Origin of the sequence: Aureicoccus marinus (genome assembly GCF_002954325.1) — a bacterium.
In the GTDB taxonomy this organism is placed as follows: Bacteria; Bacteroidota; Bacteroidia; order Flavobacteriales; family Flavobacteriaceae; genus Aureicoccus; species Aureicoccus marinus.
The window spans coordinates 418366-436137 of the sequence record NZ_MQVX01000001.1 but is presented as its reverse complement, the minus strand read 5'-3'; the positions used below and the strand labels follow the sequence as shown (position 1 = coordinate 436137).

General features: G+C 46.2%; 14 protein-coding genes and 1 other RNA gene. 10 read left to right on the top strand and 5 right to left on the bottom strand.

Features of this window, described 5'->3' with window-relative positions; genetic code table 11:
* Positions 1-12: 12 nt before the first annotated feature.
* The 8 genes from BST99_RS02090 to BST99_RS02055 all read left to right on the top strand — a co-directional run bounded on the left by BST99_RS02090 (position 13) and on the right by BST99_RS02055 (position 10552).
* Positions 13-1281, top strand: coding sequence for an adenylosuccinate synthase (locus BST99_RS02090; RefSeq protein ID WP_105000325.1), 1269 nt, complete (start codon positions 13-15; stop codon positions 1279-1281).
* Positions 1282-1320: 39 nt separating this feature from the next.
* Positions 1321-2964 (top strand): OstA-like protein, encoded by a 1644-nt coding sequence (locus tag BST99_RS02085; protein ID WP_105000324.1) that lies wholly within the window; start codon positions 1321-1323, stop codon positions 2962-2964.
* A 3-nt stretch (positions 2965-2967) separates the two neighbouring features.
* A complete protein-coding gene (locus tag BST99_RS02080; RefSeq protein ID WP_105000323.1) occupies positions 2968-4161 on the top strand; it encodes an aspartate aminotransferase family protein in 1194 nt (397 codons plus the stop codon).
* Positions 4162-4246: 85 nt separating this feature from the next.
* Positions 4247-5647 carry a tetratricopeptide repeat protein gene (locus BST99_RS02075; RefSeq protein WP_105000322.1) on the top strand — a complete coding sequence of 467 codons (1401 nt, stop codon included), beginning with the start codon at positions 4247-4249 and terminating at the stop codon, positions 5645-5647.
* A gap of 9 nt (positions 5648-5656) precedes the next feature.
* Positions 5657-6577, top strand: a complete 921-nt coding sequence (locus BST99_RS02070) for a DUF368 domain-containing protein (protein WP_105000321.1) — start codon at positions 5657-5659, stop codon at positions 6575-6577.
* A 13-nt stretch (positions 6578-6590) separates the two neighbouring features.
* On the top strand, positions 6591-7631 hold the full coding sequence (locus BST99_RS02065) for a DUF368 domain-containing protein (protein WP_105000320.1): 1041 nt from the start codon (positions 6591-6593) through the stop codon (positions 7629-7631).
* Complete coding sequence (locus BST99_RS02060) at positions 7582-8346, top strand: shikimate dehydrogenase family protein (RefSeq protein ID WP_105000319.1); 765 nt, start codon at positions 7582-7584, stop codon at positions 8344-8346. The genes BST99_RS02065 and BST99_RS02060 overlap by 50 nt, the downstream gene beginning before the upstream one ends.
* Positions 8347-8479: 133 nt before the next feature.
* Positions 8480-10552, top strand: coding sequence for a DUF349 domain-containing protein (locus BST99_RS02055; RefSeq protein WP_105000318.1), 2073 nt, complete (start codon positions 8480-8482; stop codon positions 10550-10552).
* An 8-nt stretch (positions 10553-10560) separates the two neighbouring features.
* Here the strand turns inward: BST99_RS02055 and BST99_RS02050 are convergent, their stop codons facing one another.
* The 5 genes from BST99_RS02050 to BST99_RS02030 form a co-directional block, all read right to left on the bottom strand.
* Positions 10561-10950 (bottom strand): CBS domain-containing protein, encoded by a 390-nt coding sequence (locus BST99_RS02050; RefSeq protein WP_105000317.1) that lies wholly within the window; start codon positions 10948-10950, stop codon positions 10561-10563.
* 106 nt (positions 10951-11056) lie between these two features.
* Complete coding sequence (rny, locus tag BST99_RS02045; RefSeq protein ID WP_105000316.1) at positions 11057-12628, bottom strand: ribonuclease Y; 1572 nt, start codon at positions 12626-12628, stop codon at positions 11057-11059.
* A gap of 49 nt (positions 12629-12677) precedes the next feature.
* Positions 12678-12785: non-coding RNA, 6S RNA (gene ssrS / locus BST99_RS02040), on the bottom strand.
* 53 nt (positions 12786-12838) lie between these two features.
* Positions 12839-13135: a cell division protein ZapA gene (locus BST99_RS02035; RefSeq protein ID WP_105000315.1), complete on the bottom strand. Its 297-nt coding sequence runs from the start codon at positions 13133-13135 to the stop codon at positions 12839-12841.
* A 10-nt stretch (positions 13136-13145) separates the two neighbouring features.
* Positions 13146-13463, bottom strand: a complete 318-nt coding sequence (locus tag BST99_RS02030; protein ID WP_317046095.1) for a hypothetical protein — start codon at positions 13461-13463, stop codon at positions 13146-13148.
* A gap of 169 nt (positions 13464-13632) precedes the next feature.
* Here BST99_RS02030 and BST99_RS02025 point away from each other — a divergent pair, with 169 nt between their 5' ends.
* On the top strand, positions 13633-15282 hold the full coding sequence (locus BST99_RS02025; protein WP_245916161.1) for a M23 family metallopeptidase: 1650 nt from the start codon (positions 13633-13635) through the stop codon (positions 15280-15282).
* A complete protein-coding gene (locus BST99_RS02020; protein ID WP_245916160.1) occupies positions 15257-17758 on the top strand; it encodes a TonB-dependent receptor in 2502 nt (833 codons plus the stop codon). The genes BST99_RS02025 and BST99_RS02020 overlap by 26 nt, the downstream gene beginning before the upstream one ends.
* The last annotated feature ends 14 nt before the right edge of the window (positions 17759-17772 follow it).

Below are 17772 nucleotides of genomic sequence, written 5' to 3'. Positions count from 1 at the left end.
ACCACAAACCACATGGTGGATTTACTACTCGGTCTTCAATGGGGAGACGAAGGAAAAGGAAAAATTGTTGATGTTTTAACCCAGGATTACGATGTGATCGCTCGATTTCAAGGAGGACCCAATGCCGGTCACACCCTGGAATTTGATGGAATCAAGCACGTTTTGCATACCATCCCGTCCGGAATCTTTCACCCCAATGCCATCAATGTCGTTGGGAATGGAGTTGTCATCGACCCTGTCATCTTTAAAAAGGAGCTTGATAACCTGGAGCCTTTTGGTCTGGCTTTGGAAGAAAAACTGCTCATTTCCCGAAAAGCCCACTTGATCCTCCCCACCCACAGATTGTTGGATGCAGCTTCCGAAGCGGCCAAGGGAAAAGCCAAAATCGGATCAACGCTAAAAGGTATTGGGCCGACTTATATGGATAAAACGGGTCGAAATGGTATCCGTGTCGGGGATTTAGAATTTGACAACTGGAAAACCAAATACCGCAATTTGGCCAACAAACACGAAGCCATGATCGGCTTCTACAATGTCGATATTCAATATGATTTAGCGGAGCTGGAAGAAGAATTCATGGCTGCTGTTGATCGTCTAAAGCAAATGACCTTTATCGACAGTGAAGACTATATGCACCTGGCCCAGAAAAACGGAAAGAAAATCCTGGCGGAAGGAGCCCAAGGATCTCTGCTCGATTTGGATTTTGGAACCTATCCTTTTGTTACTTCCTCCACAACAACAGCGGCCGGAGCTTGTACCGGATTGGGAGTAGCGCCAAACCGCATCGGTCGGGTTATTGGTATTTTCAAAGCCTACACAACACGCGTTGGCAGTGGTCCCTTTCCTACTGAACTCTTCGATGAAACCGGAGCAACACTAGGGCGTGTCGGAAACGAATTCGGTGCCACCACAGGTCGTCCTAGACGATGTGGCTGGTTGGACCTGGTCGCTCTAAAGTATGCAGTCCGTGTCAACGGCGTTACTGAACTGATGATGATGAAAGCGGATGTTCTCAGTGGATTTGACACCCTGGAAGTTTGTGTTGGTTACCAGTACAAAGGCGAGCGTATTGACCACCTGCCCTACAGCATTGATGACGCCCATTTGAAGCCGATCTACAAAAGCTTACCGGGCTGGAAGAAGGATTTGACTGGATTAACGGAGGTTAGCGATTTACCACCCGCTTTGATGGATTATATCGACTTCATTGAAAAGGAAGTGGACGTTCCGATCAAGATCGTTTCTGTTGGCCCTGATCGCAAGCAGACAATCTTTCGTTAAATACCGCTGGTCGATAGACGAATTCCCTACTTTTGGGTTATGAGAGTATTTCTTTTTGGACTGGTTTTCCTCTTTGTCTTCTCGGGCCTTAGGGCACAAGAAACCACCGAAGAAAAACAAATTCAAATCGTTTACGGAGGTACGTTCTCCAAGGACGAAGCTCGGTACCCGGGCGCCTCTATTTTTAGCCGAGACGAAGAAAAGCAGGTACAGTTTGAGCACCAGGGGGCAGACTTGTGGTGCGACGTCGCTATTTATTACCCCAAAGAGAATCGTTTGCGCGCCATCGGACAGGTTCGCTTGCAACAGGGAGACTCTGTCGAAATGAACAGCCGGCAAGTGCAATACAATGGCAATACCCGACTTGCCAAATCTTTCGGAAAGGTCGAGCTGACCAATTCCGAAATGACGCTTTATACCGACACCCTTTACTTTGATCGGGCAGCTCAACGTTCGTATTACCGCAGTGGTGCACGCATAGTCGATTCCGAAAACACCCTGACGAGTCGAGTCGGCACCTATTTTATGGAGTTGAAAAAGTACCGCTTTAAGGACAGTGTCCATATCGAAAATGCTGACTACACCATCGACTCCAGGCAAATGGACTACTACACCGAAACCAAAAACGCCTATATGCGGGGACCTTCTACGATCAAAGGAGAAGACTATACCATGTATTGTGAGCGAGGTTTCTACGACACCTCCATAGAACAGGGCTACGGAGTACGTAAAACAAAAATCTACTACGATAACCGGATCATCGAAGGGGACAGTGTCTTCTTTGATAAGACCCGGGAATTTGCCTCGGCTACCAATAATATTCAGGTTACAGACACCGTGAATGACGGAGTCGTTCGGGCCCATTATGCCGAGGTATTCAAAGCCAAAGATTCCGTCTTTGCTACCAGGAGAGCCGTAGCGATCAATATGGTCGAAAACGACTCCCTCTACATGCATGGAGACACCTTGATGGTGACCGGAAAACCGGACGAAAGGGTCATCAGAGCTTTCCGTAGGGCCCGATTCTTCAAAACCGATTTGGCTGGGAAATGCGATTCAATTCACTTCGAACAGAAGACCGGGATCACCGAATTGGTAAGCGACCCCATTATGTGGAATGCCGAAAATCAAATGACCGGTGATAGCATCTACCTCATCTCCGATCTGGAAACGGAAAAACTGGATTCCCTCAAGGTCATTAACAACGCCTTTGTCATCGCTCTGGACACGGTGGGCCAGCAAGGTTATAACCAGGCCAAAGGGAAGGATCTTTTTGGCAAATTCGAAGACAATGTGCTCAAGGATATTGATCTGGTGAAAAATACCGAGGTCATCTATTATATGTATAATGACAAACAGGAACTCCTCGGTATAGACAAAACCATCTGCTCAAAGATCAGACTGCATATGCTGAATAATGCTATTGACGAGATCACCTTTTTTGTCAATCCCGATGGGAATATTTTCCCAGATAAAGACCTCCCTGAAGACAGCCGAAAACTCAAAGGGTTTATTTGGCGCGGAGATGAACGGTTACTCACCAAAGAAGATATTTTTGACGAAGACGACAACAACCTCGTCTTGCCCACCATTCGCGGTATTAATGACCCTCTAAACATCGATAAGGAGGAACAACTTCGAGCGAAAAGGAGCAGAACAGCAGCTCATAAAAAAAAACGATAAGCCGTGCGAGACGCCTTTTTTAAATACCAGGCACAAACCACTCCTCACCCGTTAGGTCTTGAAATAGCCCGTGCAGAAGGTTGCCTCATTATCGATAAGGATGCTCGGGAACACCTGGATCTTGTCGCAGGGGTTTCTGCCTGTAGCTTAGGTCATTGCCACCCCGAAGTTGTAGCAGCTGTTCAAGAACAGGCCGCCACTTACATGCATGTGATGGTGTATGGCGAAACCATACAAAAGCCTGCCGTCAAATACGCCGAAGAACTCTGCTCCAAACTCCCACAAGAATTGCAGTGTCTTTACTTGGTCAACTCCGGCACAGAGGCCATGGAAGCCGCCATTAAATTAGCACGACGAGCCACAGGACGCACCGAGATTTTCGCCGCAAAAAACGCCTACCACGGCAGTACATTAGGCAGCCTAAGCCTTATGGGCTACGAAGCCCGTAAAGGGGCTTTTCGCCCCCTTCTTCCGGATGTGCGCTTTTTGCACTTCAATCAGGAGAAGGAAATTTCAAAAATCACGACCCATACCGCCGCGGTTATACTGGAAACCATTCAGGGAGGAGCCGGCTTTATCCTGCCCCAGAACGATTACCTCAAAAAGGTACGTGAGCGTTGTGATGAAGTAGGGGCTCTTCTTGTGCTGGATGAAATTCAACCGGGCTTTGGTCGTTGTGGGACCCTGTTTGCCTTTGAGCAATTTAATTGTACCCCTGATCTGCTCGTGATTGGTAAAGGTATGGCTTCAGGAATGCCTATAGGAGGCCTGTTGTCCTCTTTTGAATTGATGAAAACACTCCAAAGCGAACCAAAACTGGGTCATATCACCACCTTCGGAGGTAACGCTGTCATTGCAGCAGCGGCCCGAGCCACCTTGAAGGCCCTCTATTCGGAAAATCATTTGGAGGGGAGTTTAGAAAAAGAAGCGCTTTTCAGGATCCAGCTGAAACACCCCCTGATAAAAGAAATCCGCGGACGTGGATTGATGCTGGCATTACTCTTTGAACGAGCAGAAATAGCCAACTTCCTTGTATTGGAAGGCATCAAAAGACGAATAATCCTCTTTTGGCTCCTCTTTGAACCCTGCGCCGTACGACTTACGCCACCCTTGGTGATCTCTAAACATCAAATAACCCACGCTTGCCAACAAATTGTTGACATACTAGATTCGTTTGAGCAGCTTGGTGTTGACTAAAATGTTGATAAGATTGCGGCTCCCGAAATCAACGGCCTCTTCTTAACGCTAATTTTAAGTCCATGGTAAAACCAAACTCCTTCCTATGGCGTTGAATCCTAACGAAAAACCGGACAAGTCTGTATCGAAATTTGAATTGATGCTCAAAACAGACGACGTCTATTTCTTTGATTCCGAGGATTTTGAAACTATTATCCATCACTACCTCAACCACGGTAAACTCTCCTTAGCCAAAAAAGCTATCCAGATTGGACTCCAACAGCATACCCACTCTATGGAACTGAAACTCTTGAGAGTAGAGGTATTGGTTTTCGAAGATGCCTATCAAGAAGCTGAGGGTATTTTAGACGAGCTTCAGCAATTGGACCCCAGCAACGACGAAATATACATACAGCGGGCTAATATTCATTCCAAGCAAGACGATCACCTAGGAGCCGTAAACTTGCTCCTGGAAGCCCTGCACATGACCGATGACGCTTTAGACATTCACTCTCTACTCGGTATGGAATACCTGTTTATGGATGACTATGAAAAAGCAAAGCGTAGTTTTATCCAGTGCCTGGAGTTTGATGAAAAAGACTATTCTGCCCTCTATAATGTGGTGTACTGCTTTGAATTTCTAGAAGACTTTCAAGGCGCAGTTCACTTTTTGAACGATTACTTGGAACGCAATCCTTATTGCGAGGTCGCCTGGCATCAATTGGGTAAAATGTATTGCACTCTGGAGCTGGATGAGGAGGCCTTGGTCGCCTTTGATTTCGCGATCATTTCGGATGACCAGTTCATCGGCGCCTATTTTGAGAAAGGCAAGGTATTGGAGCGACTAAAGCGCTACAACGAAGCGATTGAGTGCTACGAAATGACCATGCAGATCGACGACCCTACTTCTCATGCGTATTTACGCATCGGAAAGTGCCACGAAAAACTGCAGAACTTTGATCTGGCCAAATACTACTATTACAACACCGTTCATGAAGATCCTCTGTTGGATAAGGGCTGGCTGGCGATCACTGACTTCTACTTTCGCTTAGAAGAATACAAAAGAGCCCTGCATTACGTCAATAAAGCTATTAGTATTGACGGTGAGAATCCAGTGTATTGGAAGAAGGCCGCTCTGACCTATCAAGCCCTACAAGACTGGGACGAAGCCGATTATGCTTACCGCCAATCGGTGGAATTGGGCAACTACGAATTAGAAACCTACATGGGTTGGGTAGATGTTCTCCTGCGCAATGGAGAAGCAGAAGCGGCGATCGATATTTTAAAACAAGGAGTGGAATTTCATCCTGAAAGTGCGGAACTTTTGTATTTGCTAGCAGGCTCAGAATTACAAAGACACCAAACACGTGCTGCTCAAGAATACTTTGGGAAGGCACTACAAATGGATGTGCACAAAATCCGAGTTTTCGAAACCTACTTCCCAGAATTTCTTCAATTGCCCTGGGTGATTGATATCTTTTCAGTTCACAAAAAAGCCTCTACCTAAGAAGCGTTTATGCAGAATAACAGAAGTACCAAAGATTTTGCCTTTTTGGTCCTCAAGGGCATGGGCATGGGCGCGGCCGATGTTGTACCTGGTGTCTCCGGGGGAACGGTTGCCTTTATTTCCGGGATCTACGAAGAATTAATTTCGTCCATCAATTCGATTAGCCCTAGTCTGATCCATGTTTGGCGAAAGGAAGGCTTTGCTGCAGTTTGGAAGCATATCAACGGATCCTTCCTTATCTCTGTTTTTGGAGGAATCTTCATCAGCATATTCTCATTAGCCAAAGCCCTAAGTTGGTTGCTCGAAAATCACCCGGTCTTGGTCTGGTCTTTTTTCTTTGGCTTGGTTTTGGCTTCCGTGATTTTTGTTGGGAAAGAAATTAAAAAGTGGTCCTTCCTCTCCATTGCGCTCTTTATCGCTGGAGCAGGGGTAGCCTTCTGGATTACCATCTTGCCTGTGAGTGCGGAAGTCGATAGCCTCCCCTATCTATTCCTTTCCGGGGCCCTAGCGGTATGCGCCATGATTCTTCCAGGGATATCGGGATCCTTCATTCTGGTACTTTTGGGTTCTTACAAAGCAGTACTGGACGCGGTACACGAAAGAAAAATTGCAGAAGTATTAACGGTAGGTATGGGAGCCGTTATTGGCTTGTTGAGCTTTTCACGACTCCTGAAATGGCTTTTTGAACATTACCGAAACAGCACATTGGCCTTATTGACCGGTTTTATCCTGGGCTCTTTGAATAAAATCTGGCCTTGGAAAGAAGTGGTTGAATCCCGTGTGATTGACGATAAGGTTATCCCTATTCGCGAAATCAACCTCTTCCCTGAACAATTCGACGGTGATCCGCAATTATTAGGCGCTGTTCTCCTAGGGATACTGGGTTTTTCACTTATTTTTATCCTGGAAAGGCTGGCCGCTAAAAACTAGGTCAGAACCAGGTATGGAGTATTCACGATCGATTCTTGATTACATTTTCTTGTTGATTAAAGGCATGGCCATGGGAGCGGCTAACAAAGTGCCTGGAATCTCTGGTGGGATCGTCGCATTCGTGGGAGGCTTCTATGAAGAATTTATATACTCCTTGCAAAAAATCAACGGTAAGGCCTTTCGCCTCTTCTTCTCTGGGCGTTTTCGCAGTTTTTACCGCTACATCAATGGTAACTTTTTACTCTTCCTTCTTTCCGGTATGCTCATCAGCTATTTCAGCGTTGCCCGGCTCCTGGATTACTTTCTGGAAAAAAAGGAACTCTATGTTTGGTCGGCCTTTTTTGGAATGATCCTGGGCTCGATCTACTACATCTCTAAAGATTTTAAACACTGGAACGAAAAAACTCTGACCGCTGGTATTTTGGGCTTGATCTTGGGTATTTCAATCAGTTTTTTGAATCCGGCACCAGAGAATGACAACCTGTATTTTATTTTCTTTTGTGGCATTATTAGTGTCTCCGGGATGACTCTCCCCGGGCTTTCAGGTTCCTTTATTTTGATTTTACTGGGCAATTACGTGCTCTTGTTGGTTGATTCGGTCAATGCCCTTTACCTGACCTTCTCGGAGCTCTTCAATGGAGACTACAGTTTTATGGAAAACGAGGAGCGCCTTCACACCTTGAAGATTCTTGCGGTATTTACCTTGGGATCTTTAACCGGCTTGGTCACGCTCTCACATTTGCTGGGCTATGTACTAAAGCGCTACAAAAAAATCACGACGGCTGTTATTGTAGGCTTCATCACCGGCTCCTTGGGGGTTATTTGGCCTTGGAAAAGAACCGTATTCAAAACAGATTCAGGAGGAAACATCCTTCTGGATACCAACGGCGATAAAATTATTCAGAATTACAAGCGCTTCGTGCCTGACTTCGGCCTAGAGGAGACCTTGTGGGCGGGCTTGTACATTGTAATGGGCATTGTAATTCTACTCTTACTCGAATGGTATGGCGACAGACAACAGCGCAAAAAAGGCAATTTACGGTCTGCTGGGTAAGGACATCGATTACTCTTTTTCTCGATCCTATTTTACGGAAAAATTCAAGCGCGAACAGCGAACAGATGCGGTCTACGTAAATTTTGATCTTCAAGACTTGACAGAATTACACGAAGTTTTGAAGACTCAAAACCTCTCTGGAATGAATGTGACCATTCCTTACAAGGAGAAGGTTTTCCCCTTCCTAAGTACACTTGACCCTGTCGCTGAAAAAATCGGCGCAGTGAACACCATCGCCCTAACACCGCAGGGGCTAAAAGGCTACAATACCGACGCCTATGGCTTTGAGCAAAGCCTCCTCCCCCATCTACATTCCACCAGAGGTAAAGCACTGGTGCTTGGAAGCGGCGGAGCTTCAAAAGCCGTCTGCTACATCCTCAAACAACTCGGATTTAAATTAGACAGAGTCTCCAGAGACCGAGAGAAAACAGGAATGAATTACCAAGACCTGGAAGAAAAAGGCTTAGGCGGCTATCAGGTGGTGGTCAATACTACCCCTTTGGGAACCTTTCCAGATGTCGAAACCAAACCCTCCATTCCCTACTCCACCATCTCTTCGAATTGCCTGGGATTTGACCTGATCTACAACCCGGATAAAACAGCATTTTTAAAAGCCTTTGAACAAGCTGGCGCCTCTATTCAAAATGGCTTGGCCATGCTGGAATTTCAAGCCGAAAAGGCCTGGGAGATCTGGCAACAGCACCGCATTTCGTAAAGAGCCGATCAACGGTCAATATATCTGTTCTACGTTTCCTTGTGGCCTGAATACTTTGTGTATTTTTACCAGGTGAATTAAACCAGATCTTTTACTTGATGTGGTCATCACTTAACCAATAAAGAGCATCGTCATGATTGAGAAAGACGAACAACTGTCGCCAGAATCGACAGGTAGCGAAGAAACAAAAGCAGTTGAGCAAAACCCTGCTCCTGCAGAAAAGGTCGAGACCGAAGTGACACCAGCTCCTTCGGAGTCAGAACCTGTTAAGAGCGAAGAGCCCAGCGCTGAATCAGCCGAAAGCCCCGCAGAAGCCAAAGCAAAAGGACAAACAGAAGAAAGTCCTGGAGAGACCCAAGAGGCAATTGATGAAGCCAACGCAGAGGATGCGGAAGACGACGACAACAACCGCCGTCACCAAATCCCATTGTTGGACTACGATTCCCTCTCCATGGAAAACTTGGTCGGAGAGTTGCAAAGGTTGGTGAGAACCGAAAAGGTTCAAGCCATCAACACCCACGTCAATCAGATCAAACGCTCCTTTGATCAGCAGTTCAAATCCCTCTTTGAAGAAAAGAAGGAAGAATTCCTAGAAAACGGGGGCAATGAGATCGATTTTCGATTCAGCTCAGTCTCTAAAAGGCAATTCAACGAAGTATATAAAGAATACCGAGAAAAGCGAGATGCCTATTACAAGAACCTGGAAAAACAACTCGAGAGCAACCTTCAGGATCGCCTGGCCATCATTGAAGAACTCAAGTCGTTGATCAATGTCGAGGAAGACATGAACAACACCTACCAAAACTTCAAAGCGCTCCAGGAAAAATGGAGAAATGCAGGGCCAGTACCTCGTAACCAATACAACGATGTGTGGAGAACTTATCACCACCACACCGAAATATTCTACGACTTCCTACACCTGAACCGCGAGCTGCGCGATCTGGATTTCAAACACAATTTGGAAGAGAAGCAAAAGCTAGTGGAGCGTGCAGAGGGCTTGGTTCAAGAACCCGACCTGAGTAAAGCTTTCTTCGAGCTACAGACCCTCCACAAAATCTGGAAAGAAGATATAGGGCCCGTAGCTAAGGAGCACCGTGAAGCCATTTGGAAGCGTTTTAGTGCAGCAACCAAACTGATGCACCAAAGACGGCAGGATCACTTCAAAGAACTCGAAGCCGGGTACGAAGTCAACCTGGAAAAGAAAAAAGGAATTATCGCTTCGATCTTGGATCAAGCAGAAGGCTTGGCCAAAGACCACAAAGCCCTTCAAAAGCAAATGAAGGCAGTTGAAGCTCTTCGCGAAGAATTCTTTAAAGCTGGGAAAGTCCCTCAAAAAGTAAATGAGGCGACCTGGTCTGAATTCAAGGAAGCTGTGCGACAATTTAACCGCAAAAAGAACAGCTTCTACAAAGACCTTAAGAGGGAACAACAGGACAACCTGGAGAAAAAGCGCAATTTACTGGCCTTGGCAGAAGCCCTAAAGGACAGTGAGGATCACGCAACAGCTACTCCTGAAATGAAGAGAATCCAAAACGAATGGAAGAAGATTGGCCATGTGCCACGGAAATATTCTGATAAGATTTGGAACGACTTCAAGGCGGCCTGTAATCACTACTTTGACCGTCTACACGATAAAAGAGACGCTTCTCACCAGGTAGAACTCGAGCATTACGAGAACAAAAGAAAGTGCTTAGATCGCCTGAAAGAGTTTCAATTGAGCGGTAAAAGAGAAGACGACCTCAATGCCATCAAAGGCTTTATCGCCGAATGGAAATCATTTGGACGTATTCCTCAGAACAAACTCCACATCAACAACAAGTTCAACAAAATTATCGATGCCCTTTTCAAAAAACTGGATATCGACAAGCAAGAATCGGAACTGTTGAAGTACGGAGACAAAATAAGCCAATTAGCTGGTGGGCAGGATGACAGAGCTATCCAAAAGGAACGCTCGTTTATCCGCAAGAAGATCGACGAGAGCAATGCAGAGATCAGACAGCTCGAAAACAACCTGCAGTTCTTCTCGAATGCGTCAGAAGACAACCCACTGGTAAAAGAAGTGGTTTCCAAGATCACCAAGCACCGCGAATCCTTGGATACGTGGAAGGCCAAGCTCAAAAAGCTAAATATCATGGAAAATCAGCTCAATAAGCAGGTCGAAGAAGAAGCTCCTTCCGATAACGAAGCGACAGAAGGCGTGGATTAATTCTGCCCCTAATACTGTTCTACCAAATAATTGATCAGGTCTGTGGTGGTCACAATGCCCACCAATTCTTCCCCGTCAACGACCGGAAGGGCATGAAATTCTTGGGTCGCTAAAAAAGCGGCCACCTCACGTATACTTGCGGTAGAAGGAACACTGATGATATTTTTTGCCATCACCTGCTCAATGGAGAACATATTGTAGACAATGGTTTCAACCTGTTCCTCTTCAGAGCCAATGGCATCGGCAAAACTGATGCGCAATAAATCTGTGTAGCTAAGCATTCCTAGGATTTCTTTCCCTTGAACAACCGGAATGTGCCGAATTCTATGTTTTTTGAAAAGTTCCTCTGCTGTGACCAGGTCATCTACAGGACTGAGGGTCACCAGCTCGCGGGTCATAATCTGGGATACGGGGACTCTTTTTTCATGACTAAGACTTTTAGAATACTTCAAATGTATTCCGATGCCTTGTCCTAAAAAATGACTTCTATCAGGTACTTGATTTCTACTTGGCGATATTGACTGAACGGGTTTCTCGGATCACGGTGACTTTCACCTGCCCCGGATAGGTCATATCAGTTTGGATTTTCTGGGAGATTTCAAACGACAGCTCAGCTGCCTTGTCATCGTTCACTTTTTCACTTTGAACAATAACCCTCAGCTCGCGGCCTGCCTGAATAGCATAGGCTTTTTCCACTCCTTTAAAGCCCAGAGCAATATCTTCCAGGTCTTTCAATCGTTGAATATAACTATCTAAAACCTGTCGACGAGCACCAGGGCGTGCACCGCTAATGGCATCACAGACTTGGACGATCGGCGAGATTAAACTGGTCATCTCTATTTCGTCGTGGTGAGCTCCAATGGCGTTGCAGACTTCTTTTTTCTCGCCGAATTTCTTTGCCCATTCCATACCAAGGATGGCGTGTGGGGTCTCAATGTCAACTTCGGCTTGAGGTACCTTCCCGATATCGTGTAACAGACCTGCGCGCTTTGCTAATTTGGGATTGAGACCCAATTCTGCCGCCATCACCCCACAGAGCTTCGCTACTTCACGCGAGTGTTGTAACAGATTCTGTCCATAGGAAGACCGGTACTTCATACGTCCTACCGCCTTGATTAATTCGGGGTGTAATCCGTGAATACCCAAATCGATAACCGTTCTCTTTCCAATCTCAATAATCTCCTCGTTGATTTGCTTTTCGGTCTTTTTAACAACCTCTTCGATTCGGGCCGGGTGTATCCGCCCATCAGTGACCAAACGGTGCAACGAGAGTCTCGCTACTTCCCTACGCACCGAATCGAAACAAGAGAGAATAATCGCTTCCGGTGTATCGTCCACAATGATCTCTACGCCAGTGGCTGATTCAATCGCTCGGATATTTCGACCTTCACGCCCTATAATACGGCCTTTCACATCGTCTGATTCCAAGTTAAAAACAGAAACACAATTCTCTACGGCTTCTTCCGTCCCGATGCGCTGGATGGTGTTGATTACAATCTTTCGTGCCTCTTGCTGTGCACTGAGTTTGGCCTCTTCCAGAGTAGTTTGCAAATAGGCCATGGCGTCAGTCTTGGCCGTCTCTTTTAAGGACTCCATCAACTGGGATTTGGCGTCCTCGGCAGAGAGACCAGAGATGACCTCCAGCTGCTGTACTTGGCTTTTGTGTAATTTTTCGGTTTCTGTCTGCTTCTTGTCCAGCACTTCACTTTTGTGCTCAACTTCGGCCAGCTTAGAAGACAACTGCTCGTTCAGTTGCTTGTTGCGGTTCAGCTCGCTGCTGACTTTGGATTCCTTATCGCGAATACGCTTTTCGGCCTCGGCCATCTTCTTTTCTTTGCCCATGATGACCTTCTCGTGTTCACCCTTCAGCTCCAAGAACTTCTCCTTGGCTTGAAAAATTTTATCCTTCTTGATGCTTTCCCCCTCTTTTTTCGCTTCTTTCAAAAGAGTCTCTGCTTCTTTCTTAGCAGAATTGATGAGTTGTGTTCCTTTGTTTTTTTCCAAGATTTTTGCGATTCCGAAGCCGAGAAGCAAAGCGACTAAACCGACAACAATCAAGGTTATATTGGTGTCCATATCTGTGTTGTATTAAAATAAAAAACCCACATCAGCGGAAGTTTTGTACAAACTCCTAAAAACAGGTTTAGGGCTAACCAGCTGCGCGAGGATCCTTGACAAGAAGGCCTGCTCTTACAACCGAAACTCACCCTTTTTAAAAAGTGTAATGTTGAGTTTGTCAAAATTAAATGCCAATGTGGGCAGTAACTCTAGCTTATTGCAAAGAACTTAAACCGAACCAAGGGCTTGAGCCAGGAGAGCTTCAAGGTCTCCGAGCCGGTCAGCCGCCTGCTGCATTTGTTCCGATTCTTCTATTCCGCTCTGCTCAATTCGGGAGGCAAACTGTAAGGCACACATGGCCAACACATCTTGTTTATCCCGTACCGCATAGTTTTGCTCAAATTTCTTGGCCAAGAAATCGATATTTTTCGCGGCCTTTCGAAGTCCTTCCTCCTGCTTGGGGTCAATCGTCAATGGATAAACCCGGTCAGCAATAGAAAGCTTTATTTTGAGCTTTTCTCCCATATGGAATGGGCTAGGCCGAAAGTTGAGCTATGCAATCATCCAACTCTCGGATTAGCGTATTTATTTTGAGCTTCGCTTCTGTTTTATTTGTATTACTACCCAACATGCTGTTCGCCATTTTTAAAGCCTGGTATTTTTCTTGCCATTCTTCAGCGACCTCAGACTTTTCCTTTTGCTTCTCTTCCAATGAATCCAATTCTTTTTGCAAAAGCGCGTTTTCCTGTTGGAGCTGCTCCAGTTGTTTAATCAACTGATGCACTCTACTTTCCAGGGAATCCACAACAGAGAGCAATTCGGCCATAAGGCGTACATCATGTGTATTAAACAAATTTAACCATACCTCAACAATCGACCAAGTGTAATACCGAGAGATGAGTGAACGTTATTAACACAGACTTTACTTATTGAATATTGATAAGTACTTTCGTACTAAACCCTGAATCGCTTATGCGCAACGCTACCCTTCTTTGCTTTTTGGTCTGTTTTATGCTGGCGCCGTGCAGCTTCGCCCAGGAACAAGAAAGCAAAAACAACTTTGCCAGTCCTATGGGAATTCCCTGATTCTGGCAGGGACTTTTGGCGAGTTGAGATCCAACCACTTCCATGGAGGAATCGATATTAAAACCCAGGGTAAACAGGGATTGCCCGTCTATTCCATCGGCCCGGGCACGGTCACCCGAATCAAAGTATCTCATTGGGGATACGGCAAGGCCATCTACGTAGCACACCCGAACGGTTACACCTCCGTCTATGGGCATTTACAAAAGTTTGCTCCAGAAATTGAGGCCTATGTAAAAAAGGCACAGTACGAGAAAAGATCCTATGAAATCGAACTCTTTCCGGACTACGGGGAATTGAGCCTTGGTGAAGGTGATCTCTTGGCGTATAGCGGGAATACAGGTGGATCCTCAGGGCCACATTTACATTTTGAAATACGCAACAGTGTAAGCCAAAAACCGACCAATCCCCTGCTCTATGGTTACGAGGTTGAAGATACCACACCCCCCAATGTACAGGAAGTGTATGCTTACCCCTTAGGCAATAGCGCCATTGTCAATGGCAGCAAAGAAAAAATTCAACTTCCCCTGACTTTAAAAGAAGATGGCACCTATGCGACAGAACCCGTCGAGGCTATAGGGAATATCGGTTTCGGTTTTGTTGCCCACGACAAGCAAGACAAAGCCTATAACCGCAATGGGATCTACTCCGCCCAAATCACGGCCAACGGCAAACTCCTGACGGCTTTTGACTTTGAATCTTTTGCCTTTAACGAGACCCGTTATATCAACACCTTAATCGACTTCCCTTACTTTGCACAATACCGCAAACGTATACAAAAAGGCTTCAGAGATCCCGCCAACGCACTTAGTATCTACTCTCACCTAGACAACGATGGTCAACTGCCGGTAAAAGCCGGAGATAAAATCGACGTTCGGCTTACCCTGGCCGATATAGAAGGAAATACCACCAAGGTGCGTATTCCAGTTCTCGGAAAGAATCAACGGGTTATTCAACAAGCAGAAGTATTCAAATCGGCCTATTTTGTTCCCAGAAAACAGAATGTCAACTTCGACTTTAAAGGAGCTTCTGTGAGCTTTCCCTCGAATTCCTTCTACAAGGATGTTTTCCTGGACCTCAAATTCGAAAAGGATACTTTCAAGGTACACGACCGAACACTGGCGGTACACAAGAACTTTACCCTGAGTTTCGATGTATCCAAATACCCCGCTAGCGAACGAAAGCAACTTTACATCGGTCGCTTAGACAAAAACGGACGCGCGAATTATTACAAAACCTATAAGCGGGAATCGTCCTTTAGCACCCGCACCCGCGACTTGGGAAGTTTTGTGATCGCAAAAGATACCCTGGCACCTACCATACGGGCCCGAAACTTTAAAACGGGACAATGGCTGAACAACTACAGCTACCTCAGTCTTGAAATTGACGATAAGGGTACCGGGATCGACACCTATGCCGCGAGCATCAATGGACAGTGGATCCTGATGGAGTACGAACCCAAAAATAAAACCCTAACCTACAATTTTGACGACCGCATCCTGAATACGACAACTTGTCGACTCAAGATTGTTGTCCGGGATAAAGTGGGCAATTCAACCGTTTTTGAAAGCATCTTCAACAGAAAATAACAGACGATTGAACTCCTTTAAGTTCTGGCTCCTGGGTCTTTTGACGCTCTTGCCTTCTTTGAGTAGTGGTCAAACAGCGACGGTCACCGGAATTGTGTTGGACAGCCTGAATCAACCTATTCCTCAGGTCAACATCCGCTCGGCCTCGGGAGGCACAACAACGGACGACAACGGATTTTACTTACTACAGATAAAGGCTGATGTCGAAAACACTTTGGTCTTCTCTCATATTAGCTACCAGGACATCATTATTGATGGGCTTCTCTTAAACACCAACGAAACCTTTGAGTTTAACCTGGTCATGAAGGAGGGCCCCATTCAAGTGAGCGGTGTGGAAGTAACCGCCACAGGGATCAAAAAATTTCAAGGAATTACAACCTTAGCTCCTGAATTGGTTCGAAAGATTCCCGGTGCGAACCCGGGGGTGGAAACTATACTCAAGTTGCTTCCCGGTGTATCGGCTAGCAACGAACTCAGCACCCAGTACAATGTACGGGGCGGAAACTTTGACGAAAACCTGGTCTATGTCAACGGTATTGAAGTGTACCGTCCCTTTTTGATCCGGTCTGCTCAACAGGAGGGATTTAGTTTCGTTAACAGCAATATGATTCAAAAGCTGGAATTCTCTGCTGGAGGGTTTCAGGCTCGGTACGGCGACAAGCTTTCCTCAGTACTGGACATCACCTACAAAAAGCCCGTGAGTTGGGGCTTACAAGCCGAAGCAAGTCTTTTGGGAGGAAGTCTCACCTGGGAATCCCGATCCGAAAACAAAGCCCTGAGCGCCTTGGTGGGCTTGCGCTATAGAGACAACGGACTTTTTGTAAACCGACAGCAAACCCAAAGCAATTACAACCCGAGTTTCTTTGATATTCAGAGTTACCTGAGTTACTCCCTCTCCCCTACCTGGCAGTTGAGCTTTTTAGGAACCTTTTCAAGGAACAACTACCGGAACGAACCCCAAAACCGCCAGACCAATTTCGGCACATTAACCGACCCCAGAGCCCTGGTCATCTTTTACGAGGGACAAGAGAACAACCAATTCAATACTTCTTTTGGTGCCTTACAAGCCAAAGTAACCCCAGATGAAAATACGGAGATGAGTTTTACGGCCTCTCTCTACCACACCTTGGAAGAGGAGTTTTCGGATGTGATCGCCTCTTATGAATTGGCGAGTATCAATACCGATTTGGGCAGTGAAGATTTAGGAGAAGTCATCAGTTCGCGTGGAGCCGGAGCTCAACTCACCCGAGCTCGGAACCAACTCGACGCCTTGATTTTTCGAATTTCGCACCGCGGAATTACCCGAAAAGACAACAGCGAAATCCGATGGGGACTCAATTACGCGAGAGAAGACTTTCGGGATGTCCTTCGCGAGTCCGAGTTTATCGACTCCCTTGGATTTTCGATTCGACCGAACGAGCCTCCCGTTCCCAATGACCAACCCGAAACCCCATTTGAAGGAGAGCTTCTTCCTTTTGACGCCGTTCGTGCCCAGAACACCTCCGCTACTGACCGACTGACCGGATTCCTACAGTGGAGTGATCGGCGTGAGTGGAAAAACAGTGAGGTGTATTACAACCTCGGTTTCCGAACGCATTATTGGAACCTAACAACGCCAGGAGCCCCACCCAGTAACGAATTTCTTTTTAGTCCACGTGGACAGTTCTCCATCAAACCGGATTGGGCAAGCGATGTGCTCTTTAATTTGGCTGTTGGCCTGTATCAACAACCGCCTTTTTACAGGGAATTCAGGCAACTCGACGGGCAACTCAACCCGGAGGTGAGAGCACAAAGGGCCTGGCACTTCGTTTTCTCCAACCAATATAGCTTCTCTCTATGGGACCGTCCCTTTACACTTAATAGCGAGGCGTATTATAAAAACCTCAGTCGAGTGAATGCCTATACCGTGGAAGATGTGCGCATTCGCTATCGGGCAGATAATGATGCGACCGCTTACGCTTATGGATTTGACTTTCGCCTCAATGGTACTTTTGTTCCCGGAACAGAGTCCTGGCTGAGTGTTGGATACCTCAAAACAGAAGAAAATATTCAAAGCAGGGGCTTTATCTCTAGACCCACAGATCAACGCCTCAAGTTCGGTTTACTTTTTCAGGACTACGTTCCCAGTATTCCCAACCTAAGGCTCTATTTAAATCTGGTGTACAATACAGGTGTCCCGGGCGGCTCTCCGAACAATGAGGACCCCTATAATTTTCAAAGCAGACTGCGGGATTATCGCCGGGCAGATTTAGGAATTTCCTATATTTTTGTAGACGCAGACAATCGGGCAGATCCGGATCAATGGCTCCACGCATTCAAAGAACTGTATTGTGGTTTTGAATTGTTCAATATGTTCAATAACCAGAACTCCATTACCAATACTTGGGTGCGAGACGTAGAAACTCAAAGTCAATTTGCCGTACCCAATTTTCTGACGCCAAGGGTATTAAATATTAAAGTTGGAATGCGGTTCTAAAACCGCTGGCAGGA

What these genes read in the sequence shown, in the direction of transcription:
- BST99_RS02065 (WP_105000320.1), top strand. Translation starts at nt 6,591, where the DNA reads ATGGAGTATTCACGATCGATTCTTGATTACATTTTCTTGTTGATTAAA.
- BST99_RS02050 (WP_105000317.1), bottom strand. Translation starts at nt 10,950, where the DNA reads ATGACCCGCGAGCTGGTGACCCTCAGTCCTGTAGATGACCTGGTCACA.
- BST99_RS02055 (WP_105000318.1), top strand. Translation starts at nt 8,480, where the DNA reads ATGATTGAGAAAGACGAACAACTGTCGCCAGAATCGACAGGTAGCGAA.
- BST99_RS02090 (WP_105000325.1), top strand. Translation starts at nt 13, where the DNA reads ATGGTGGATTTACTACTCGGTCTTCAATGGGGAGACGAAGGAAAAGGA.
- rny (WP_105000316.1), bottom strand. Translation starts at nt 12,628, where the DNA reads ATGGACACCAATATAACCTTGATTGTTGTCGGTTTAGTCGCTTTGCTT.
- BST99_RS02070 (WP_105000321.1), top strand. Translation starts at nt 5,657, where the DNA reads ATGCAGAATAACAGAAGTACCAAAGATTTTGCCTTTTTGGTCCTCAAG.
- BST99_RS02075 (WP_105000322.1), top strand. Translation starts at nt 4,247, where the DNA reads ATGGCGTTGAATCCTAACGAAAAACCGGACAAGTCTGTATCGAAATTT.
- BST99_RS02085 (WP_105000324.1), top strand. Translation starts at nt 1,321, where the DNA reads ATGAGAGTATTTCTTTTTGGACTGGTTTTCCTCTTTGTCTTCTCGGGC.
- BST99_RS02035 (WP_105000315.1), bottom strand. Translation starts at nt 13,135, where the DNA reads ATGGGAGAAAAGCTCAAAATAAAGCTTTCTATTGCTGACCGGGTTTAT.
- BST99_RS02060 (WP_105000319.1), top strand. Translation starts at nt 7,582, where the DNA reads ATGGCGACAGACAACAGCGCAAAAAAGGCAATTTACGGTCTGCTGGGT.